The 19,974-nt window shown below is 65.3% G+C and carries 23 protein-coding genes; 9 read left to right on the top strand and 14 right to left on the bottom strand.

Annotation, left to right across the window (positions count from 1 at the left end; all coding sequences use genetic code 11):
* Positions 1–430: 430 nt before the first annotated feature.
* Complete coding sequence (gene murA, locus Rhe02_RS47300) at positions 431–1,720, bottom strand: UDP-N-acetylglucosamine 1-carboxyvinyltransferase (RefSeq protein WP_203915142.1); 1,290 nt, start codon at positions 1,718–1,720, stop codon at positions 431–433.
* A 52-nt stretch (positions 1,721–1,772) separates the two neighbouring features.
* On the opposite strand from murA, the gene Rhe02_RS47295 reads away from it, so the two are divergent.
* The 4 genes from Rhe02_RS47295 to Rhe02_RS47280 are packed head-to-tail and all read left to right on the top strand — an operon-like array spanning position 1,773 to position 5,240.
* Complete coding sequence (locus Rhe02_RS47295; RefSeq protein ID WP_203915141.1) at positions 1,773–2,351, top strand: cob(I)yrinic acid a,c-diamide adenosyltransferase; 579 nt, start codon at positions 1,773–1,775, stop codon at positions 2,349–2,351.
* A gap of 14 nt (positions 2,352–2,365) precedes the next feature.
* On the top strand, positions 2,366–3,466 hold the full coding sequence (locus Rhe02_RS47290; protein ID WP_203915140.1) for a hypothetical protein: 1,101 nt from the start codon (positions 2,366–2,368) through the stop codon (positions 3,464–3,466).
* A 14-nt stretch (positions 3,467–3,480) separates the two neighbouring features.
* On the top strand, positions 3,481–4,446 hold the full coding sequence (locus tag Rhe02_RS47285; protein WP_203915139.1) for an ATP-binding cassette domain-containing protein: 966 nt from the start codon (positions 3,481–3,483) through the stop codon (positions 4,444–4,446).
* Positions 4,443–5,240 (top strand): ABC transporter permease, encoded by a 798-nt coding sequence (locus Rhe02_RS47280; protein WP_203915138.1) that lies wholly within the window; start codon positions 4,443–4,445, stop codon positions 5,238–5,240. Before Rhe02_RS47285 ends, Rhe02_RS47280 begins: the two co-directional genes overlap by 4 nt.
* On the opposite strand, the gene Rhe02_RS47275 is transcribed toward Rhe02_RS47280, so the two are convergent.
* The 9 genes from Rhe02_RS47275 to atpB all read right to left on the bottom strand — a co-directional run bounded on the left by Rhe02_RS47275 (position 5,237) and on the right by atpB (position 12,580).
* Positions 5,237–5,656: a DUF2550 domain-containing protein gene (locus Rhe02_RS47275; protein ID WP_203915137.1), complete on the bottom strand. Its 420-nt coding sequence runs from the start codon at positions 5,654–5,656 to the stop codon at positions 5,237–5,239. The genes Rhe02_RS47280 and Rhe02_RS47275 overlap by 4 nt on opposite strands.
* A 12-nt stretch (positions 5,657–5,668) precedes the next feature.
* Positions 5,669–5,941, bottom strand: a complete 273-nt coding sequence (locus Rhe02_RS47270) for a F0F1 ATP synthase subunit epsilon (RefSeq protein ID WP_203915136.1) — start codon at positions 5,939–5,941, stop codon at positions 5,669–5,671.
* A 153-nt stretch (positions 5,942–6,094) separates the two neighbouring features.
* Positions 6,095–7,531 (bottom strand): F0F1 ATP synthase subunit beta, encoded by a 1,437-nt coding sequence (atpD, locus tag Rhe02_RS47265; protein ID WP_373320807.1) that lies wholly within the window; start codon positions 7,529–7,531, stop codon positions 6,095–6,097.
* Positions 7,528–8,457, bottom strand: a complete 930-nt coding sequence (locus Rhe02_RS47260) for a F0F1 ATP synthase subunit gamma (protein ID WP_203915134.1) — start codon at positions 8,455–8,457, stop codon at positions 7,528–7,530. Before Rhe02_RS47260 ends, atpD begins: the two co-directional genes overlap by 4 nt.
* A gap of 2 nt (positions 8,458–8,459) precedes the next feature.
* Positions 8,460–10,100 carry a F0F1 ATP synthase subunit alpha gene (atpA, locus tag Rhe02_RS47255; RefSeq protein ID WP_203915133.1) on the bottom strand — a complete coding sequence of 547 codons (1,641 nt, stop codon included), beginning with the start codon at positions 10,098–10,100 and terminating at the stop codon, positions 8,460–8,462.
* A gap of 21 nt (positions 10,101–10,121) precedes the next feature.
* Positions 10,122–10,919 carry a F0F1 ATP synthase subunit delta gene (locus Rhe02_RS47250; RefSeq protein WP_203915132.1) on the bottom strand — a complete coding sequence of 266 codons (798 nt, stop codon included), beginning with the start codon at positions 10,917–10,919 and terminating at the stop codon, positions 10,122–10,124.
* A complete protein-coding gene (locus Rhe02_RS47245) occupies positions 10,919–11,470 on the bottom strand; it encodes a F0F1 ATP synthase subunit B (protein WP_203915131.1) in 552 nt (183 codons plus the stop codon). Before Rhe02_RS47245 ends, Rhe02_RS47250 begins: the two co-directional genes overlap by 1 nt.
* 33 nt (positions 11,471–11,503) lie before the next feature.
* Positions 11,504–11,725 carry an ATP synthase F0 subunit C gene (gene atpE, locus Rhe02_RS47240; protein WP_203915130.1) on the bottom strand — a complete coding sequence of 74 codons (222 nt, stop codon included), beginning with the start codon at positions 11,723–11,725 and terminating at the stop codon, positions 11,504–11,506.
* Between the two features lie 63 nt (positions 11,726–11,788).
* Positions 11,789–12,580: a F0F1 ATP synthase subunit A gene (gene atpB, locus Rhe02_RS47235; protein ID WP_203915129.1), complete on the bottom strand. Its 792-nt coding sequence runs from the start codon at positions 12,578–12,580 to the stop codon at positions 11,789–11,791.
* 378 nt (positions 12,581–12,958) lie between these two features.
* Here atpB and Rhe02_RS47230 point away from each other — a divergent pair, with 378 nt between their 5' ends.
* Positions 12,959–13,405, top strand: coding sequence for a hypothetical protein (locus tag Rhe02_RS47230; protein ID WP_203915128.1), 447 nt, complete (start codon positions 12,959–12,961; stop codon positions 13,403–13,405).
* On the opposite strand, the gene Rhe02_RS47225 is transcribed toward Rhe02_RS47230, so the two are convergent.
* Genes Rhe02_RS47225 through prmC form a run of 4 tightly spaced genes read right to left on the bottom strand, consistent with a single transcriptional unit; the run spans position 13,402 to position 15,825 of the window.
* A complete protein-coding gene (locus Rhe02_RS47225; protein ID WP_203915127.1) occupies positions 13,402–13,791 on the bottom strand; it encodes a hypothetical protein in 390 nt (129 codons plus the stop codon). The genes Rhe02_RS47230 and Rhe02_RS47225 overlap by 4 nt on opposite strands.
* A complete protein-coding gene (locus Rhe02_RS47220; protein ID WP_203915126.1) occupies positions 13,791–14,348 on the bottom strand; it encodes an arsenate reductase/protein-tyrosine-phosphatase family protein in 558 nt (185 codons plus the stop codon). Before Rhe02_RS47220 ends, Rhe02_RS47225 begins: the two co-directional genes overlap by 1 nt.
* The gene (locus Rhe02_RS47215; RefSeq protein WP_203915125.1) at positions 14,348–15,013 is read right to left on the bottom strand and encodes an L-threonylcarbamoyladenylate synthase; all 666 of its coding nucleotides are present in this window, start codon (positions 15,011–15,013) and stop codon (positions 14,348–14,350) included. The genes Rhe02_RS47220 and Rhe02_RS47215 overlap by 1 nt, the downstream gene beginning before the upstream one ends.
* A complete protein-coding gene (gene prmC / locus Rhe02_RS47210) occupies positions 15,010–15,825 on the bottom strand; it encodes a peptide chain release factor N(5)-glutamine methyltransferase (RefSeq protein WP_239124533.1) in 816 nt (271 codons plus the stop codon). Before prmC ends, Rhe02_RS47215 begins: the two co-directional genes overlap by 4 nt.
* 81 nt (positions 15,826–15,906) lie before the next feature.
* Between prmC and Rhe02_RS47205 the strand changes: the two genes are divergently transcribed.
* From Rhe02_RS47205 to Rhe02_RS47190, 4 genes are read left to right on the top strand one after another with little or no spacing between them, the layout of a single operon-like run.
* Positions 15,907–17,280, top strand: coding sequence for a fibronectin type III domain-containing protein (locus tag Rhe02_RS47205; RefSeq protein ID WP_203915124.1), 1,374 nt, complete (start codon positions 15,907–15,909; stop codon positions 17,278–17,280).
* A gap of 45 nt (positions 17,281–17,325) precedes the next feature.
* The gene (locus tag Rhe02_RS47200; protein WP_203915123.1) at positions 17,326–18,330 is read left to right on the top strand and encodes an ABC transporter ATP-binding protein; all 1,005 of its coding nucleotides are present in this window, start codon (positions 17,326–17,328) and stop codon (positions 18,328–18,330) included.
* Positions 18,327–19,115: an ABC transporter permease gene (locus tag Rhe02_RS47195; protein WP_203915122.1), complete on the top strand. Its 789-nt coding sequence runs from the start codon at positions 18,327–18,329 to the stop codon at positions 19,113–19,115. Before Rhe02_RS47200 ends, Rhe02_RS47195 begins: the two co-directional genes overlap by 4 nt.
* Before the next feature lies 1 nt (position 19,116).
* Positions 19,117–19,902 (top strand): ABC transporter permease, encoded by a 786-nt coding sequence (locus Rhe02_RS47190; RefSeq protein WP_203915121.1) that lies wholly within the window; start codon positions 19,117–19,119, stop codon positions 19,900–19,902.
* Positions 19,903–19,974 lie beyond the last annotated feature (72 nt).

The raw sequence follows: 19,974 nt of genomic DNA, 5'->3' as shown, positions 1-19,974 counted from the left end.
ATGAAATTGCGCCTATGAGTGCAAAGGCCGCAGCAACACACACCCCAGCCTGCGGTTCCCGCTGCCGATCAATCCCGCGGAGAAATCGGGCACACCAACGCCGGCGGTGAGGGGCCGTAGCACCTACATCTCTGCCTCGTTCGGTTGATGCAGAGATGTAGGTGCCACACGAACAGCAGGCAGCCCGAGCCGGCCAGAGAAACCCACGGAGAAACGCAGTGCGCCCGCCGGTGCCGCGAGGTGCCACGGGTGGCACGGGGTTTGGCGACGCAGCCGCCCGGGTGGACCACGCACGGGCCTTCGTTGCCTCCGCCCAGGAGTTCACCCGGCGGCCCGCCAACACCGCGGAGCCGCCAAGGGAGAACTCCAAGGCGGGCGGGAGCATGCGGCGACCGACCAGGACGCAGCGGCGTAAAGGAAATTGGGCGGGTTAAAGGGTGTAGACCGGGTCGGCTGGGGTTTCTGCGCGGATGACTTCTACGCCCAGGGTGCGGAGGTCGTCGACGAAGTTTGGGTAGCCGCGGTCGATGTGGTGGACGGCGCGGACCGTGGTGATGCCGTCGCCGCACAGGCCCGCGATGACCAGGCCGGCTCCGGCACGGATGTCGGAGGCGGTTACTTCGGCGCAGGAGAGGCGTTCGCGGCCACGGACCATGGCGTGGTGGCCTTCGATCTTGATGTCTGCGCCCAGGCGTTTGAGCTCCTCGGCGAACATGAAGCGGCCGTCGAAGATGTTCTCGGTGATCATGGACATGCCCTCGGCGACTGAGGCCATGCCGATTGCCATCGGGAGCAGGTCGGTGGCGAAGCCCGGGAACGGAAGGGTGCGGATGTCCACCGCGCGTGGGCGGTCGGGCATGCGCACGCGGAAGCTGTCCTCGCCGTGGTCGATCTGGCCGCCGGCTTGGGCAATCTTGTCGAGCGCGATCTCGAGCCAGCGCGGGTCGCAGCCGAGTACGGTCACGTCGCCCTGGGTCATGGCCGCACCAAAGGCCCAGGTCCCGGCGACGATTCGGTCGCCGATGGTGGCATGGGTGACCGGGTTGAGCGAGGTGACGCCGTGCACGGTCAGCTCGGCGCTACCGGCCCCCTCGATCTGGGCGCCCATAGCGTTGAGCATCTCGCAGATGTCGACGATCTCCGGCTCGCGGGCCACGTTGTCGATGACCGTGGTGCCGCGGGCCAGGACGGCCGCCATGACCAGGTTCTCGGTGGCGCCCACGCTCGGGAAGTCGAGGCTGATGCGAGCGCCGTGCAGGCCGGAAGGGGCGGAGGCGACGACGAAGCCGTGCTCGCCGGTGATGTCCGCGCCCATCTTGGCCAAGCCGTTGACGTGCATGTCCAGGCCGCGGGAGCCAATGGCGTCCCCGCCGGGATGAGCTACCCGCACCTCGCCGCAGCGGGCCAGCAGCGGGCCGAGCACGCAGATCGAGGCGCGCAGCCGCCGGACCAGGTCATAGTCGGCCTCGGGATGCAAGCGCTCGGGCACGTCGACCCGGACCACGTCGGCCTCGAAGTCGACGGTGGCCCCGAGGCGGCGCAGGACCTCGCCCATCAGCGCAATGTCGGTGATCCGCGGCACATTGGTGATCTCGCTTTGCCCGCTGGCCAGCAGCGCCACTGCCATCAGCTTGAGAGCCGAATTCTTGGCGCCAACGACGCCGACCTCCCCGGCGAGCCGCACTCCACCGGTGACCTTGATGACGTCCACATCGGTCATCGTAGGAGGCTCTTTTTCAGCTGTGTCAGCGTGCATCAGTACGCTGCTAGTCATGGCCGTTCACCTCACTCGCATCTACACCAAGACCGGCGACGCCGGTTCCACCGCTCTCGGCAACGGCGAACGCGTGGCCAAGACAGACCCTCGGATCGCCGCATACGCCGGGGTGGACGAGACCAACGCCGCGGTGGGCGTAGCTCTTGCCTTAGGCGACATAGCTAACGATGTCCGACAGGTTCTGACTCTAGTACAGAACGATCTGTTCGACGTTGGCGCCGATTTGTGCAATCCGATCACCTCCGACCCGAAATATCCGCCACTGCGCGTCACGGAGGACTACGTCACGCGCCTGGAGGGTTACTGTGACGAGTTCAACGCGCGGCTGTCCACATTGGATTCGTTCATCCTGCCGGGGGGCACGCCAGGCGCGGCGCTGCTTCATGTGGCACGGACCATCGCCCGCCGCGCTGAGCGCGCGACGTTCGAGCTGATCGCAGTGGACCCGGATCGCACGAGCAAGCTTCCCGCACAATATCTCAATCGCCTCTCTGATCTGCTGTTCATCCTGGCTCGCGTGGCGAATTCCGACGGCACGGCCGATGTGAAATGGGTTCCCGGGGCCAACAGATGATCCGTTACCCCCTTTTGACGCTTCTACTCCTCGCCGGTTGCACTTCGACGCCAGAAAAACCGTCGACCTGGCAGGAGCTGGCGGCGCCGAGCCCGGCCGCCACGGTGCGAGACATCGTCCACTGTGGAGATTCCTGGCTCGCCGTGGGCGCGATCCGGCTCGGCGCCGACCCCTCGGTCGCCCCCAACGAGGAGCAGAGCGCGGCGTTCCGCCCGGCCGCCTGGCGCTTGCGCGACGGCAAGTGGCAGGAGATTCCGGCCAAGCCGGTCAGCTTCTACGGCGAGCGGGCGATCCTGCGCCAGGTGGCGTGTCGTGGGAACGAGTTCGCCGCGCTGGGTGGGGCCTCCGGCGGCGCCCATGGCAACCTGCGCATCACCACCTGGCTCGCCCAGGGCGGCGATGAGCTGGTCCAGAATCCGCTCGAAGACTTCGAGATGTTCGGCGGCGGCTCGGCGATCGGCGTGGAGCAGATGGTCGCCTCCGACAGCGGCTACGTGATGGTCGGCAACTGGCTGCACGCCTCGGGCCGGGCCGGGCCGGCGGTCTGGGTCAGCCCGGAAGGCAAGACGTGGAAGCGGCTGCCGGAGGATCCGGCGCTCGCCTCCACCGCCACGCTCAAGCGGCAGGGCAACGGCGCGGTCAGCTTCGGCGACCGGGTGCTGCTGCTGGGCGAGGAGCGCTCGGGCGGCAAGGATGCACCCTTCCTAGCTGCGAGCGCCGACGGCCAGACGTGGCGACCCCAGCCCATAGCGGGCGAGGGCAGCCTGCAGGCCGGATCGACCACATGGCTTGCCGGGTGGCGCGGGAACAGGATCGTCACCTGGGAGTTCCTCGACGGCGAGTGGCGGGTCAACGGCGAGATCGACTATGGCCAGGGGCCGCAACCACCGCGGGTCACCGGCATCACCGACACCCAGATCGGCGTGTGCGGTGGCGTCAAATGCGGGCTGTGGCGACGCTCAGAACACGAGTGGACCGCCGCGGAGCTGCCCGCTGCGCTGGCCGCGACCCCGACCAGCCTCGTGCTGCTCGCCGCCGATCCCGACGGAAACACGCTACTCGTGCTGACAGATGGGAATAATCTTCGGATCTTCCGCGAGGACCGCGCCGCCTGACTACGGTTGGTGGCGTGGCAGACGCAATCCGCGCGGAGGGGTTGGTCAAGCATTACGGCGAGGTCAAAGCGCTTGATGGGATCGACCTGAGCGTGCCCGAAGGCACCGTGCTGGGCCTGCTCGGCCCGAACGGGGCGGGAAAGACGACCTGCGTCCGCATCCTCACCACCCTGCTGCGCCCCGACCGCGGGTCGGCCCACATCAACGGAATCGATGTGCTCGCCCACCCGGACAGGGTGCGCCGCACCATCGGGGTGAGCGGGCAGTACGCGGCTGTCGACGAATACCTCACCGGGATGGAAAACCTGGAAATGATCGGGCGGCTCTACCACCTGGGCCGCAAACAGGCCCGCGCCCGAGCCGACGAGCTGCTCGACCGGTTCAACCTCTCCGACGCGGCCAACCGGCCGGTGAAGACCTACTCCGGCGGGATGCGAAGACGTCTCGACCTCGCCGGCGCCCTCGTCATCTCGCCCCCGGTCATCGTGCTCGACGAGCCCACCACGGGCCTGGATCCGCGCAGCCGCCTGGGCATGTGGGACGTCATCAGCGAACGCGTCCGCGCGGGCGCGACGCTTCTGCTCACCACCCAATACCTGGAAGAGGCCGATCAGCTCTGCGACGACATCGTCGTCATCGATCACGGTCGCTCCATCGCGCACGGCACCCCGGAGGACCTGAAACGGGAGGTCGGCGGCGAACGCCTCGAGGTCGTGCTCGGCAACCGGGCCGAAGCCCAGATAGCGCAAGAGATTATGACGAAGGTCTGCTCGGAGGAGGCGACCATCGACGACGAGGCGCACCGGGTGGTCGCTCCGGTCACCCGCGGGTCGTGGGCGCTTCTGGAAGCGGTGCGCGAGTTCGACTCCGCCGGCATCGTGCCGGTCGACATCGGGATCCACCGCGCCAGCCTCGACGACGTATTCATGAAGCTCACTGGCACGGCCGCCACGCCTAGCGAGGACGCGGTGAAATCATGAGTGCTGTGGATATGGCGCTTCATGACGGATGGGTTGTCGCCAAACGTAACCTCATCAAGGTCAAGCGGATCCCGGATCTGCTGATCTTCTCGACCATCCAGCCGATCATGTTCGTGTTGCTTTTCGCTTATGTGTTCGGCAGCGCGATTCCGGTACCAGGCGTCAATTACAAGGAATTCTTGATGCCCGGCATCTTCGTCCAGACCGTCGCGTTTGGAGCGTCGATCACCGCTGTCGGCCTTGCCGATGATCTCCAGAAGGGCATGGTCGACCGGTTCCGGTCGCTGCCGATGTCACGAGGGGCCGTCCTCATTGGACGGACAACGTCGGACCTTCTCAACAACGTTCTCGTGGTCATCATCATGTCCATCACCGGCTTGATCGTCGGTTGGCGCATTCACACCGGCTTCTGGAAGGGCCTGGCCGGTTACCTGATCCTGCTCGCCTTCGCCTACGCGATGAGCTGGATCTCGGCGCTGATCGGCCTATCGGTGAAATCCGTTGAGGTGGCCCAAAGCGCCGGCTTCATCTGGCTCTTCCCGCTGACGTTCCTGTCGAACGCCTTTGTTCCCACCAACAACATGCCGCCGGTGCTTCAGAAGATCGCCGACTGGAACCCGATTTCCTCGGTGGTGCTTTCCCTGCGCGACCTGTGGGGCAACGCGGGTCTCACCCGCCCGCCCGGAATCCCTGGCGATTACCCGATTCCGCTCGCCATCGGCTGGACAGTGCTCATTCTGATCATCTTTGTCCCGCTCAGCATCGCGAAATACCGCCAGGCGGCCGCCCGCTAGGTGGAGTAAGGGGTCACCGATTCAAGCCAGGAAAGGAATCCGGTGACGGTGTGCCGCGGCATCGCCAACTCGACAAACGCACCATCGGTGCGGCATTTAAGGACAACCCATTCGGCGGGTACCAGTTGAGCCTCATCCGCCGTGGGTGAACGCCGGCTCTCCACGCCCAGGCGGCGGCGCGACAGACGGCGACGCGGCCAGGGCGAGAAGCTGAAGATGCGAAACCAGCGCAGCTCGTCACCGCGGAACTGGGCGAAGCCGGGCGACCAGCCACGCCCGCCGGGACGGTTGTACAACCGCACATATAGCTCGATGGCGCCAAGGGAACGGGTAAACAGCTCACGCCGCCCAAAGAGGGCGATCATGACGACGAGCACAGCGATGAGGGCGATAGCGATGGTTTCCAGGAGCCTCATCGCGGGCGGGGATTAACGTTCTACGGCGACGGCGCTCTCCGCAAGCACCGTTACGCCCTCTGTGGTGACCGAGAGGAAGCCGCCGGAAACCTCATAGGCAAGCTCTTTGCCCCCGGCCAGCTTCACCCGAACCTGGCCCGGATTGGCAAGCTGGCCAAGCAGTGGCGCGTGGCCCGGCAGCACACCCAGCTCGCCTTCGGTCGTGCGGGCGACAAGCATTTCGGCCTCGCCGGACCAGACCTTCTCCTCGACGGCCACAAGATCGACCTGCAACGTCTTGGCCACGTAAAACTCCTCTGTAAGAGGCGATGGGTGTGGGAGCGATTCTAGCTCAGATCACCCTGCTGATCAGGTATGGGTGTTGCATGCCATAGCTTTTGGCGATAAAGCAAGCAGCCCACCTCGCTCGTGTTTGCGGGCGAGGTGGGCTGCGCTAGCTCACTTGGTGAGTTCGCGGTAGTTCTTCTCCAGGTCTTCCAGGCCACCGCACATGAAGAAGGCCTGCTCTGGGACGTGGTCGTAGTCGCCCTGAGAGATCTTCTTGAACGCTTCCACGGTTTCCTTGACGGGCACCGTCGAACCCTCGACACCGGTGAACTGCTTGGCGGCGTAGGTGTTCTGCGACAGGAACCGCTCGATGCGCCGGGCCCGGGCCACCGTCACCTTGTCCTCTTCGGACAGTTCGTCCATACCGAGGATGGCGATGATGTCTTGCAGGTCGTTGTACTTCTGCAGGATTCGCTTGACCTCGGTCGCGACCGCGAAGTGCTCCGCACCGACGTACTCGGGCGCGAGAATGCGCGACGAGGACGCGAGCGGGTCCACAGCCGGGTAGATGCCCTTGTCGGAAACCTTGCGCTCCAGGTTGGTGGTGGCGTCAAGGTGGGCGAAGGTGGTGGCCGGCGCCGGGTCGGTGTAGTCGTCGGCGGGCACGTAGATGGCCTGCAGCGAGGTGATGGCCTGGCCACGCACCGAGGTGATGCGCTCCTGCAGCTCACCCATCTCGTCGGCGAGGTTGGGCTGGTAACCCACGGCGCTCGGCATGCGGCCCAGCAGCGTGGACACCTCGGAACCGGCCTGGGTGAAGCGGAAGATGTTGTCGATGAAGAGCAGCACCTCCTGCTTCTGGACGTCGCGGAAGTACTCGGCCATCGTCAGCGCCGACAGGGCGACCCGAAGACGGGTTCCCGGCGGCTCGTCCATCTGGCCGAACACGAGCGCGGTGTCACCGAACACGCCGGAGTCGGTCATCTCGTGGATCAGGTCGTTACCCTCACGGGTCCGCTCACCCACGCCGGCGAAAACGGAGGTACCACCGAAGTTCCGGGCGACACGGATGATCATCTCCTGGATGAGCACCGTCTTGCCCACGCCGGCACCGCCGAACAGGCCGATCTTGCCACCCTTCACGTAGGGGGCCAGCAAGTCGATGACCTTGACGCCGGTCTCCAGCATCTCGGTCTTCGGCTCGAGCTCGGCGAACGCCGGAGGCTTACGGTGGATCTCCCACCGGTCCTTGATCTCGAGCTTCTCGCCCTCTTTCAGGTTCAGGCAGTCGCCGAGCACGTTGAAGACGTGGCCCTTGGTGGCGTCGCCCACCGGCACGCTGATGCCGGCGCCGGTGTCGCGCACCTGCGCACCGCGCACCATGCCGTCGGTCGGCTGCATCGAGATCGCGCGCACCACGTTGTCGCCGAGGTGCTGCGAAACCTCAAGGGTCAACATCTTGGTGCCCTCGCTGAGGGTCACCTCCGACGTGAGGGCGTTGTAGATCTCAGGCATCGCGTCACGCGGGAACTCCACGTCGACGACCGGGCCGATGACCCGGACGACTCGGCCGACACCCGTTGTGGTTTCGGTCGTTGCTGTCATCACTCACTCCCCGCCGCCGCGAGCGCGTTAGCGCCGCCGACGATCTCACTGATTTCCTGGGTGATCGCGGACTGACGAGCCGAGTTCATCTCGCGTGTCAGCTTCTTGATCATTTCTTCCGCGTTGTCCGTGGCGCTCTTCATCGCCCGTCGCCGCGAGGCAGACTCGCTGGCCGCCGAATCCAATAGTGCCGCATAGATGCGCGTATTGATGTACTTCGGTAGCAGCTCGTCGAGCAGCTCCTCCGCGTTCGGCTCGAACTCGTAAGCCGGCAGGATCTCCCCCGGAGCCAGCTCACGGTCTTCCACCTGCATCGGCGCGAAGATCCGCGTTTCCGGGGCCTGCGTCATCAGCGACTTGAAATGCGTGTACACGATGTGCAGCTCGTCCACGCCGAGGATGCCGTCCTCGCCGGGACCGTCGATGCTGTCGTCGGCCCCATTGACGAACGCCTCGATGAGCAGCTCGCCGACCTTCTTCGCGTCGTCGAAGCGGGGCTGCTCGGAGAAGCCGCTCCACTGCCCGGCAAGCTCGCGCCCGCGGAAGGTGTAGTAGGCCACCCCCTTGCGGCCGATCACGTAGAGCGCGACCTGCTTGCCCTGGGTCTTCAACCGTGCGATGAGCTGCTCGGCGGTGCGGATCGCGTTGACGTTGTACCCACCGCACAGGCCCCGGTCGCTCGTGATGAGCAGCACGCCCGCGCGATGCTCCGGCTCCCGGGCCACCAGCAGCGGGTGCTTGGCATTGGTATTGGTCGCCAGCGCCGTCAGCACACCGGTTATCGCCTCGGCGTAGGGCAGCGACGCGTTCACGCGCTCCTGAGCCTTGGCGATGCGGCTGGTAGCCACCAGCTCCATGGCCTTAGTGATCTTCTTCGTCGACCGGGTCGTCTTGATCCGGCGGCGAAGGACCCTAACCGATCCGGCCATAGCTACTTCTTCTTTTTCTTGGGTACGACGCGGGACACCTTCTCGACAACCTCTTCACCCTCGAGCGGGCTCGCCGGGGCCTCGTTCACCACATGCACTTCCTCGCCCGCGAGGAACATCTGCTTGAACTTGGCGATGGCGGCGTCGAGCGTGGCGACGATGTCGTCGTCCCAGTTGCCGGCCTGGATCGAGTCGATCGTGGCCTTGTGCGAGTGGCGCAGGTAGCCGAGGAACTCGGACTCGAAGCGGCGGATGTCGCCGACCGGGACGTCGTCGAGCTTCGACTCTGTACCCGACCAGATCGCCACAGTCTGCTCAGCAGCCGCAACGGGGGCGTTGTTCTGCTGCTTGAGCAGCTCGACCAGGCGCACGCCCTTGGCCAGCTGGGCCTGCGACGTGCGGTCCAGGTCGGAGGCGAAGGCGGCGAACGCCTCCAGCTCACGGAACTGAGCCAGGTCCAGACGCAGACGGCCGGCGACCTTGCGCATCGGCTTCGGCTGGGCGGCGCCACCGACACGGGAGACCGAAGTTCCCACGTTGATGGCCGGGCGGACACCGGAGTTGAACAGACCCTCTTCAAGGAAGATCTGGCCGTCGGTGATGGAGATGACGTTGGTGGGGATGAAGGCCGCGATGTCACCGGCCTTGGTCTCGATGATCGGCAGACCGGTCATCGAGCCCGCGCCCAGCTCGTCGGAGAGCTTCGCGCAGCGCTCCAGCAGACGCGAGTGCAAGTAGAAAACGTCACCCGGGTAGGCCTCACGACCCGGCGGGCGGCGCAGCAGCAGCGAAACGGCGCGGTACGCCTCGGCCTGCTTGGTGAGGTCATCGAAGACGATGAGCACGTGCTTGCCGGCGTACATCCAGTGCTGCCCGATCGCCGATCCGGCGTAGGGCGCGAGGTACTTGAAGCCGGCCGGGTCCGAGGCGGGCGACGCGACGATGGTGGTGTACTCCATCGCGCCGGTGGCCTCGAGCGTGCCCTTGATCGAAGCGATGGTGGAAGCCTTCTGTCCAATCGCGACATAGATGCAGCGAACCTGCTTCTTCGGGTCGCCGGACTTCCAGTTGTCACGCTGGTTGATGATCGCGTCGAGGGCGACCGAGGTCTTGCCCGTCTTGCGGTCACCGATGATCAGCTGGCGCTGGCCACGGCCGATCGGGGTCATCGAGTCGATGGCCTTGATGCCGGTCTCCAGCGGCTCGTGCACGCTCTTACGCGCCATCACGTTGGGCGCCTGAAGCTCCAGCTCGCGGAAACCTTCGTTGGCGACCTCGCCGAGGGCGTCGATCGGCTCTCCGAGCGGGTTCACCACGCGGCCCAGGAAGGCGTCGCCCACCGGTACCGACAGCACGCGGCCGGTCCGCTTGACGACCTGTCCCTCCTCGATGCCTTCGAACGGGCCCAGGACGACGACACCGATCTCGCGCACGTCGAGGTTCAGCGCCACCCCTAGGGTGCCGTCAGCGAACTCGAGAAGCTCGTTGGCCATGGTCGAAGGCAGGCCCTCTACCTTGGCGATACCGTCACCTGCCTCGGTGACGACGCCGACCTCCTCGCGGGAGATCTCGGGCGAATACGAGGAGACGAAGCGCTCCAGCGCTCCTCTGATCTCGTCAGTCGAGATGGTCAGCTCGGCCATCGTCAGTTTCCTATCTGTTCGTTATCGCGAAGCTAGAGCATTACGGACATCGGCCAGTCGCCGGGCGACCGTGCCGTCGTACAGGTCGGACCCCACCCGGACGCTCATGCCGCCGAGCACCGCCGGGTTGACGATGATCTTCAGCGACACCTGGCGCCCATAGATGTTGGCCAGGGATGAAGCGAGCCTGTTTTCGGAGGCCTCGTCGATCGGCTCCGCCACGGTGACGAAGGCGATCTCCGCTTCGCGGCGCTCCGCGACCAGCTCCACCAGCCGCGTGAGACCCGCTGCGAAGTTACGGCCGCCAAAACCGCGCACGGCCAGCTCGGCAAGCTTCACCGTGACCGGCTTGGTCTTGCCTTCCAGCAGCTCACGCACCACGACCACACGGCGTGCCGGGTCGACGGAGGAGTCGCCGACCACGGCCGTGAGCTTCGGGTCACCGGAAACGATCTGCCCGAAGCGGAAGAGCTCGTCTTCGGCTTCCACCAGATCGCCTGAGCTCTGCGCGGCAGCGAGCAGCGCGTCCACGCCGAGCCGCTCGGTTGCTTCGAGCAGCTCCGACGGGGCCGACCAGCGGCCGGCGGCGAGTGCCCCGATTGGACCGATCGCCGCGTCGCTCACCTTGCCGGCCAACAGGTTCCGAGCAAGCTCGGCTCGCTCGTCGCCCTTGCGGGACGGGTCGGCCAACGCGCGCCTCAGCCGAGGCTCACGCGCGAGCAGATCGGCAAAGGCGAGAATCTGCTCGCCCGCCTCAATGCTCGGCGACCCGAGCGCCGCGCGGGCGGCGTAGTACGACTCGCGGCTGGCTGCCTGCATTACTTCGCTCCGGCGGTTTCGATCTCGGCGAGGAAGCGGTCCACGGTCCCCTTGCGCCGCGCCTCGTCGGCGAGAGACTCTCCGACGATCCGCTCGGCCAGGTTGACCGCGAGGGTGCCCATTTCCAGACGCAGCTCGCGGACGATGGACTGGCGCTCGCCGGCCAACTGCTCCTTGCCCGCGGCGACGATGCGTTCGGACTCCTCGCGCGCCTTGGCCAGAACATCCTGGCGGATGCCCTCGGCGTCGGCACGGGCCTCGTCACGGATGCGAGCGGCCTCGGTGCGGGCCTCGGCCAGCTGTGCCTTGTACTGCGAAAGCACCTGCTGCGCCTCGGCCTGCGCCTTCTCGGCGCGGGCGATGCCGCCCTCGATCGCGTCGACGCGAGCCTCGAACATCTGGTTCATCCTCGGGAAGACGAACTTCATCAGGATGAAGCAGAGCACGCCGAAGGCGACCGCGCCGATCAGCATCTCCTGCCAGATCGGCACGATGGGGTTGTGCTCGGTAGCACCCTCGCCCTCAGGGGCGAAGAAGGCTAGGTAGGCCATGGATTCCTCCCGGTAAGCCAAAAGTGCCGCTGACTAGTTCGGGTTAGTGCCCTGCCACAGGAAGCCGAACGCGATGCCGAACAGAGCGAGCGCCTCGACGACCGCCATGCCCAGGAACAGGTTCGGCCGGTTGAGACCGGCGGTCTCCGGCTGACGCGCGGTGGACTGAATGTAAGAAGCGAAGATGATGCCAACGCCGATGCCGGGGCCGATAGCCGCCAGACCGTAGCCGATGGCCGCCAAGCTTCCGTACATGTGATTTCTCCTCAGGTTATGTCGCGTGATCTTCACGCGACAGTTTGATCGTTTAACGAAGTATCAGTGCTCTTCAGCCAGCGAGGTTTGCAGGTAGCTGCTTGTCAGCAAGACGAAGACGTAGGCCTGCAGAAGACAGATCAGCGCCTCGAAGAGGGTCAGGCCGATGGCCAGGGCCCACGAAAGCAGCGACACCGGGAACAGCAACGTATTCGCGTTGAGCATGACGAAGCCGCCGAGCGTGAACACCAGCAGCATCATGTGGCCCGCGAACATGTTGGCGAACAACCGCAGCGAGAGCGTGAACGGCCGCAGGATGAAGTTCTGCAGGCCCTCGATGAGGATCAGGAGCGGCAGCAGCCAGCCCGGAACGTTGGGCGGGACGAGGCTCATCTTCATGAAGTGACCGAAGCCGTGCTTCTTGATGCCCCAGTAGATGTAGAGCACGTATGTGATCAGCGCCAACAGAATCGGGAACGCGATGTGCGAGTTCGGCGAAATCTGGAGCAGCGGAATGATCGCGAAGATGTTGGTGACCGCGATGAAGCAGAAAAGCGTGGCCAGATAGGGCGCGAAGCGCAGCCCGTCGTGACCGATGATCTCCTTGGCGATCCCGTCACGGTTGAAGCCGTAGATCGACTCGGCCAGCCACTGGGCCTTGCTCGGCACCATCTTCGGATTGCGGTACGCAACCAGGAAGAAGACGAGGATGATGGCTACCGCGAGCCACACCATGGCTGTGAACTTGGTGAGCAATACACCGTGACCACCGGTGAGATCGGGCAGGTAGAAATCGTCGATACTCGGCGGCCAGGGGATGTCCCCGCTGCTAAGGACGAGAGCCGTGCTGCTCACCGTGCCCCTCACTCTCAGGTCGTCAAGTGCTGCCAAAACGTTTGAGCACTATGTAAGTGCCCAGGCCCGCTCCGAGGATCGTCCCTATCGCTATCGGGATCCCGTTCAAGTGCAGCCACCGGTCGATCAGCCAACCGATGCCGCCCCAGACGATGATTCCGGATAGCAGGTATCCGACCACCGTCCAGCCATCATTGGCTCCCGAGGGGTTCGGGGGCTTAGAAGGCTGGTTACCGGCCATGACGGGGCGAACAATATCAGCCTCAAGAGTGAGGTCTTCACGCGACCCCAGCCGCTCACGAGATCGATGTTGATTTAAGCGCCCCGAGCCGCTCTCATTAAGGGACCCCTTCTCGAACCCCTCAACGGTGGGCGGCTATGCGCAAGCTGACTCTACTTTTGCCCTTTGTACTGCTCATGACAACGGCTGCGGAATGTGGCACGAACCGCACGGGCAGCCAGCGACCCGTGCATTGCGAGGTTCTTGTCGACGGCCCCAAGAAGGCCGAGGATAGGGACATTATCGTCGGAAACGTGCGATTCAACTGCGACAAGCCTGGAGCGGAGCCGTTAACCCTCAAGATCAAGCTGGACAAGAAGGACGGTGACCAATGGCACACCGCCACCAACAAGACATTTACTATTCGCGGTTTGGACACCAACGCCGGAGCCTTTGAGCATCAATCACGCACTGTCGAACTCAAGTGCGGCTCGGGTGTCTTTCGCACCGTCGTCGACTGGACCCGCGATTCGCGCGGTGCCTCCGAAAGCGACACGGAGACCAGCGGTGTGGTGAAAGATCCGTGCGCCAGCTTCCGGCACTAGGGCTCGACGTAGAGGATCTTCGCGTGCCATAGCCACCAGGCGTAGGCGATGATCCAGCCGAGCACTCCGGCGGCCACGCCGAAGACCATCGGCACGAAGCCTGCCCAGCCCGCGCCGGATACACCGTGCAGGACAACGAAAAGGATCCAGAGCTTGACGCCGTAAGCGATCAGGCCGCCCACGAGCATCTTTTGCCTGCTCACACTCTCGACCCAGATGATGAACACGGTGGAGCCGATGAACAGGGCGGCCATCAGCGCGACCCCGGCAGCGGCGCCTGCAGCGCCCGGACCGCCCTTGAAAATCAGGCCGACGAGCGCCGCCACGGCGGCCAGAACGGCGCTGGAGGCGAGCATGAAAGGAACGAAGCGGAGTTTGTCTTGCATCACTTTTCCAACAGGAGGGCGGCGAAAGGCTCAACGGTAGCCAAGATTTCGTCGGCCACCCTGCTGAAGACCTGATCGCCACGGCCCCACGGATCATCCAGATCATCCTGCGGAGAGGCCGGGTGCCCGGCGCGGAGCACCGAAACGGCGCGCACCAGGGCGACGCCGCGCTCGTAGACATCGCCGGCGGGCAGGGTGCTCGCATCGACACCCTTGAGCAGCCGGCCGAACTCGCCGAGCACGAAGGTGCGCTCGGCCGAATCCGGGCGCAGCGCCGTCACGTAGTCGAACTGATCGGCGGTCGCGGTGAGGATCAGGTCGGCCGAGTCGATCTCATCGGCCCGCAGCTTGCGTGCGCTGAACCCCTCGGGATCGGCGCCCCGCGCCCGGACCTGGCGGGCCGCCGGCGGGTTCATTTCCTCACCCTCGTGCCAGCCGCCCGTCCCGGCGCTGTGGGAGAGGACCTGATCGCCCAGGGCCTGGCGGAAAAGACGCTCGGCCATCGGCGAGCGGCAGATGTTGCCCATGCATACATGTAGAATCGTAAATGGAGGCATCAGCTGTCCGCCCCGTCCACTTCGCCAACCACCTCGCGCAGCTGCTCCACGGTGATCGCCCCGGCGCGCAGCAGGCGCGGCCGGTCGGCCGTGACATCGACAATCGTCGAGGGTACCGGGCTCGGGCACTCGCCCGCCTCGAGGTAAACGCTGACCTTGTAGCTGAGCTGATCGCGGGCCTGCTCGGCGGTGATCGCGGGCGGCTGGCCGGTCAGGTTCGCCGACGAGACCGCCATCGGCCCCGTCGCACGCAACACCTCCAGCGCGACCGGGTGCAGCGGCATCCGGACAGCGACCGTGCCGCCGGTGTCACCAAGATCCCATTGGAGGCTGGGCGCCTGCTCCACCACGATCGTCAGCGCTCCCGGCCAGAACGCGGCGACCAGGTCGCGGGCGGCCGGAGGCATCCGGGTCACGAGGCCGTCAAGGGTGTGCCGCGAGCCGACCAGAACCGGGGGCGGCATCTGCCTGTCCCGGCCCTTGGCATTGAGCAGGTTCGTCACCGACCAGGCCTTGAAGGCATCCGCGCCGATGCCATAGACGGTGTCGGTGGGGAGAACAACCAGGTCGCCGCTGCCAACTGCATCGATGGCAGCCTTGATGCCCCGGTCGCGTTCCTCGATGTTGCGACAATCAAACAGCCTCACAGCGAGCCAGTGTGTCATGCCTTCCTGATGGCGGTCGTGAAGCGGGGGCGCTCGGCTAGGTCGGAGTGTGACTCAATCGACTCGAACCAGCGTTCCAGCAGGTGGGCCAGGTCGACGTGGGAGTCGTCGTGCTCGAAGCCGAGGCGGCCGCCGGGTCGCAGGATCTGCGCCGCGCGATCGATCACCGCCGGGATCAGATCAAGACCATCTTCTCCGGCGAAGACCGCCTCCGGCGGGTCGGCGAGCACCTCCGGCGCGACCTGGGTGCCGGCGGGCACGTAGGGCGGGTTGCTGAGGACCAGGTCGACCCCGCTGGGCAGCTCAACATCACGAATGTCGCCCGCCACCACCTCGACCGGGGTGCCGGAGACGTTGAGCCACAACCACTTCAACGCCTCCTCGCTGCGCTCGACGGCGTAGACCCGGGCCTTGGGGCGCTCCGAGGCGACGGCAAGCGCCAGCGCGCCGGAGCCGCTACACAGGTCCACCACCACGGGCCGGTCACTGTCCGCAAGCACGCCAATCCCCCAGCGTGCCAACAACTCGGTTTCGGGGCGGGGGACGAAAACCCCTGGACCAATTTTTAGGTCGAGATCGAGGAACGGCGCTGTCCCTGTGAGGTGCTGTAACGGCACTCGGCGAGCGCGTTTCGAGATCAACTCAAGCCAACGGGAGCGCTGAGACGGGGTAAGGTCATCGATCGAAAGCAGGCGACTTCTCGGTACCCCCAAGACAAAGGCCGCGAGCAGCTCAGCGTCGGCACGTGGCGTAGGCAGGCCGGCTTGCGCCAGCCTCGCAGCGGCTTCTCGCAGCTCAGTCGTTATCGGCACGTTCTTACGTTAGCCGGATGGCGGAACGGGGAATCAGCCCGGCGCGAATATCGACTTTGGCGAGCTGTTCAGGAGGCACACGTGGTCGATCCCTTGTCCACCAGGGATCTCATCAAGAGACTGGGGACCTTCCTAGCCGATCTGACCTCCGATCGGGCTGCCGCCCGGATCCACGCGGACATCGCCGAGCGACTGCGCGAGACCTGGCAGGAACCTGATCCACAACTCAGCGGCATCTACCTTGACGACAAGGATTTCAGCTCGGTCTGGACGGCGATCCGCAACGGAGCGTCACTGCCCATCAACTCTTGGGACACGGTCGTCCTCCCGGTCATCGTCTACTACAGCCGCAAGGAAAGCCTCAAGCCCAACCTTCAAACCGCGATCCACCTCTGGGGTCAGGCGCGCAGCTCGCTGTCCAATGTGCTCGAAGGTCCGAGCGAGCCCATCGTCCCGGTCTATGAGGTGATGGCTGAGCAAACCCTCGACACTCTGGCGCTTCCGCCGTCGGTTCCCATCCCGCCGGAGCGGGCCACCACGCCCAGGGCTCGCCGTTCCGGAAGGCGCTGGCTGGTGGCCGCGGTGGCCAGTGTGCTCGTCGCGCTCGCCGCTGTCGCCGTAGTCCTCTATGACAACGCCACCAAGGAGCCCTACGCGGGGACCCTTCCCCGCAACGTGACGACCGGATACCCGACCAGCTCGCCGGACACCAGCCCATCGCCATCGCTCGAACCCTCCGAGAGCCCCACGCCGGAGCCCTCGATGCCGCCGGTCCAGGCCACCTCGATGGCCCCAGGCGTTGTCGCACCTTCGTCGCCACGCTCCCTGGCATCGATCGGCAAGACACACAACACCGCCAAGCTCGGCTGGCAGCCTCCGGCCAGCGCAGGCACAGGTGGCCTGAGCCACTACCGCATCTTCAAAGGCGCAGCGGAGATCGGCACAGCCATGAGCGCCTCCTTCACCGTCACCGGCCTGACGCCTAAGACCACCTACGTTTTCAGTGTGCTGGCCGTCAACCACGCGGGCGCCAGCTCGCAGCCGAGCAACGCGGTTTCGGTGACCACCGATGCGCCGTCCGCTCCGCCCGGGCCACAACCGACCGTGGCGACCAGCCCCGCCTCCCCGATCTCCTACGGATTGGGCTTCTCTGTCGTCGGAGAAAATTGGCCGTGCACCGCCCCGGCCCAGGTCGAGGTCTACTTGGACGGCGCGTGGATCGCCGTGGTGAACACCGACACCAAGGGCCACTTCGAGGCGCAGATCGACGTCATCGACGATCTTCCAAACTCAAAGGTGGCTATAGTCGATCCGCAGCGACCCGGCGAATACCTCATCCTCAAACCCAACATGCCGACACCCCTCAAAGCGATACTGCGCAGCCACTCCCAGTGTTCGTCGACGGCCGTGGCCACCGGCAGCGTCACCTTCTTCCAAATGGCGATGCAGCAGTAGGAAACTCGGTTGACCGGGAATTGCCGGTCAAGCAACGCTAGCCGCATGGCATTGGTGGAGGCCCAAGGGCTGACGAAGGTATTCCGTCGCCCGCAGAAGGATCCGGGCCTTCGCGGGTCGGTGAAACATCTGTTTCAGCGACGGTTCTCGGAGTACAGGGCCGTGGATGGGATCGACCTGTCCATAGCGGCGGGCGAGGCGGTCGCCTATGTCGGGCCCAACGGCGCGGGCAAGTCGACGACGATCAAGCTGCTGACCGGAATCCTCGTGCCGTCGGCCGGTTCGGTGACCGTGGCCGGCCTTACCCCACATCGACAGCGGGTGCCCAACGCCCGCAACATCGGCGTCCTTTTTGGACAGCGAAGCCAGCTCTGGTGGGACCTGCCGGTGCGCGACTCGCTGGCGTTGCTCCGGGACATGTACGACCTGTCCCCGCAGTTCTATTCGGAAAGGCTGGAGCGCCTCGACCATGTGCTGGGGCTGGGCGAGCTGCTGGGAGTGCTGGCGCGCAAACTCTCGCTGGGACAGCGGATGCGGGCCGATCTCGCCGCCGCCCTGCTGCATCAGCCGAAGATCGTCTACCTGGATGAGCCCACGATCGGCCTCGACATCGCCGTAAAGGACCGCGTGCGCGACTTCCTGCGCGAGCTGCGCGCCGATGGCACGACGCTGATGCTGACCACCCACGACCTGGGTGACATCGAGGACGTCTGCGAACGGATCATCATCATCGACGAGGGTCGAAAGATTTTCGATGGCCCTCTGATCGCGATGAAGGACAGCTTCGCCCGTACCAGACGGATGCATGTACATCTCGGCTTTGTCGACGAGGCCGTCATCGAGAAGATCGCAGACCTGCTTCCGCTCACCGAAGTGGCGGCCGGATCCAGCGCCCACGAAGTCACCATCACCTTCGACCGCTTCCAGTTCACGGCCGGTCAGATCGTCTCGGCCGTGCTCGCGGTCGCCGAAGTCGGCGAGCTGCACCTCGACGAGCCCGCGATCGAAGATGTGGTCCGCAAGGTCTATGCGGGCGAGCTGCTGCGATGAGGCCCTACTATGCCCTGCTGCGGATGTCCGTGCGCAGGCTGATGTCCTATCGCCTCAGCACGGTGCTGGGCTGGATCGGCGGTGGCGCCTATCTGGTGGCCTCGCTCGCGGTGTGGAGCGCCCTGCTCGCCCAGGGCCCGATCGCAGGCTACGACTGGGAAACGATGAAGGCCTACCTTCTCATCGGCTGGGCAACCGGCGCGATCGGGAGCGCTTCAGGCGATTGGCGGATGGCCGATCGCATCCTGTGGGGTGAGGTCGCCACCGACCTCACCAAACCCATTGACTATCAAGGCGCCCGCTTCGCCGAGCACGCCGGCGGGCTGGTTGTCGAGCTGGCCGCGATCGGCGTCGCGGTCACCGCGGTGGCCGCCTTCGCCGGTGGCGTCCCGCTTCCCGCCTCCCCGGCGCAGGCCGGTCTCTTCCTGCTGAGCTTTCTGATGGTGGTGCCGCTGAAGTTTGTCATCACCTATCTCATTTGCATGCTTTGCTTCTGGACACACAACTTCATGGGCATCTCGTGGGCCAAACAGGCTGTGGTCACTCTCTTCTCCGGTGCCCTGGTTCCGTTGGCGATGCTGCCTTCCTGGCTCGCCGCCACCGCGGCCGTGCTTCCCTTCGCGAGCATCACGGCCACCCCGGCGGCGCTCTACCTCGGCCAGGTCACGGGAACGCAAGCCTGGCAACTGATTGCCATCCAGGCGGGCTGGGTAGCAGGCTTGTGGTATGCCGCCCGTTTCATCTGGCGCGGCGCCCTGCGCGCCCTGACCATCCATGGCGGCTGACATGCGAAACCTCCGCATTTACTTCCGGATTCTGGGCGCGCACCTTCGATCCACATTGGAGTATGAGGCCGACTTCTGGATCATGGTGGTGGCCGGAGTGCTCTTCCAGGTGCTCAACTTGCTTTTCCTGAGCGCCGTCTTCAGCCACGTCCCGGCCATCAATGGCTTCAGCTACGCCGAATGCGTTCTCATCAGCGGCCTGTACGCCATCATCGCCGGACTTTCCCCGCTGTTCCTGGAGGGGATGTGGAACCTGTCCTGGCGCGTCAATCAGGGCCAGCTGGACTATCCTCTGGTCCGCCCGGCCGCGGTGCCCGCCCAGGTGATGGGCAGCATGATTGGCCTACACGGCTTCGGCGACCTGCTCATCGGCGGCGCGATGGTCGGCTGGGCCCTGACTCACGTCGAGGTAGCCTGGTCCGGCGCCACCATCCTGATCGCACTGATCCTCTTCCTCAGCGCGGCCGCGATTCACCTATCGCTCATCACCATGTTCAACCTCATCACCTTCTGGATCCCAGGCCCACACCCGTTTTTCGCCATCGCCATGCACAATGTCGAAGACATGGTCCGCTACCCCATCACGATTTACGGTTTGGCGGTGCGAGCGGCTTTCACCGTGCTGGTGCCCTTCGCCTTTGTCACCTATTTCCCGGTGGCCTGGCTGCTGGGCAAAAGCTACTCGTGGATGGGCCTGCTGACCCCGCTGGTCGCCCTCTACTGCCTCTGGCTGGCCCGCGCCATCTTCCGCCGCGGCCTACTCCGCTACGACTCCGCCGGCCACTGATTGCCTTCTCTACGCCACTGCGTCGTGGTCCCTCGCCGCAAGCTCCCGCCCGCCTTGAAGTTCTCCCTTAGT

The sequence above is a fragment of the Rhizocola hellebori genome (assembly GCF_016862955.1).
Classification (GTDB): Bacteria; Actinomycetota; Actinomycetes; order Mycobacteriales; family Micromonosporaceae; genus Rhizocola; species Rhizocola hellebori.
The sequence above is the reverse complement of the archived record's forward strand: the minus strand, read 5'-3'. Positions and strand labels throughout refer to the sequence as shown.

Excerpts from the sequence above, each read along its gene's own strand:
- murA (WP_203915142.1), bottom strand. The coding sequence starts at position 1,720 with ATGACCGATGTGGACGTCATCAAGGTCACCGGTGGAGTGCGGCTCGCC.
- Rhe02_RS47295 (WP_203915141.1), top strand. The coding sequence starts at position 1,773 with ATGGCCGTTCACCTCACTCGCATCTACACCAAGACCGGCGACGCCGGT.
- Rhe02_RS47280 (WP_203915138.1), top strand. The coding sequence starts at position 4,443 with ATGAGTGCTGTGGATATGGCGCTTCATGACGGATGGGTTGTCGCCAAA.
- Rhe02_RS47275 (WP_203915137.1), bottom strand. The coding sequence starts at position 5,656 with ATGAGGCTCCTGGAAACCATCGCTATCGCCCTCATCGCTGTGCTCGTC.
- Rhe02_RS47260 (WP_203915134.1), bottom strand. The coding sequence starts at position 8,457 with ATGGCCGGATCGGTTAGGGTCCTTCGCCGCCGGATCAAGACGACCCGG.
- atpA (WP_203915133.1), bottom strand. The coding sequence starts at position 10,100 with ATGGCCGAGCTGACCATCTCGACTGACGAGATCAGAGGAGCGCTGGAG.
- Rhe02_RS47250 (WP_203915132.1), bottom strand. The coding sequence starts at position 10,919 with ATGCAGGCAGCCAGCCGCGAGTCGTACTACGCCGCCCGCGCGGCGCTC.
- Rhe02_RS47245 (WP_203915131.1), bottom strand. The coding sequence starts at position 11,470 with ATGGCCTACCTAGCCTTCTTCGCCCCTGAGGGCGAGGGTGCTACCGAG.
- atpE (WP_203915130.1), bottom strand. The coding sequence starts at position 11,725 with ATGTACGGAAGCTTGGCGGCCATCGGCTACGGTCTGGCGGCTATCGGC.
- Rhe02_RS47230 (WP_203915128.1), top strand. The coding sequence starts at position 12,959 with ATGCGCAAGCTGACTCTACTTTTGCCCTTTGTACTGCTCATGACAACG.
- Rhe02_RS47225 (WP_203915127.1), bottom strand. The coding sequence starts at position 13,791 with ATGCAAGACAAACTCCGCTTCGTTCCTTTCATGCTCGCCTCCAGCGCC.
- Rhe02_RS47220 (WP_203915126.1), bottom strand. The coding sequence starts at position 14,348 with ATGCCTCCATTTACGATTCTACATGTATGCATGGGCAACATCTGCCGC.
- Rhe02_RS47215 (WP_203915125.1), bottom strand. The coding sequence starts at position 15,013 with ATGACACACTGGCTCGCTGTGAGGCTGTTTGATTGTCGCAACATCGAG.
- Rhe02_RS47200 (WP_203915123.1), top strand. The coding sequence starts at position 17,326 with ATGGCATTGGTGGAGGCCCAAGGGCTGACGAAGGTATTCCGTCGCCCG.
- Rhe02_RS47195 (WP_203915122.1), top strand. The coding sequence starts at position 18,327 with ATGAGGCCCTACTATGCCCTGCTGCGGATGTCCGTGCGCAGGCTGATG.
- Rhe02_RS47190 (WP_203915121.1), top strand. The coding sequence starts at position 19,117 with ATGCGAAACCTCCGCATTTACTTCCGGATTCTGGGCGCGCACCTTCGA.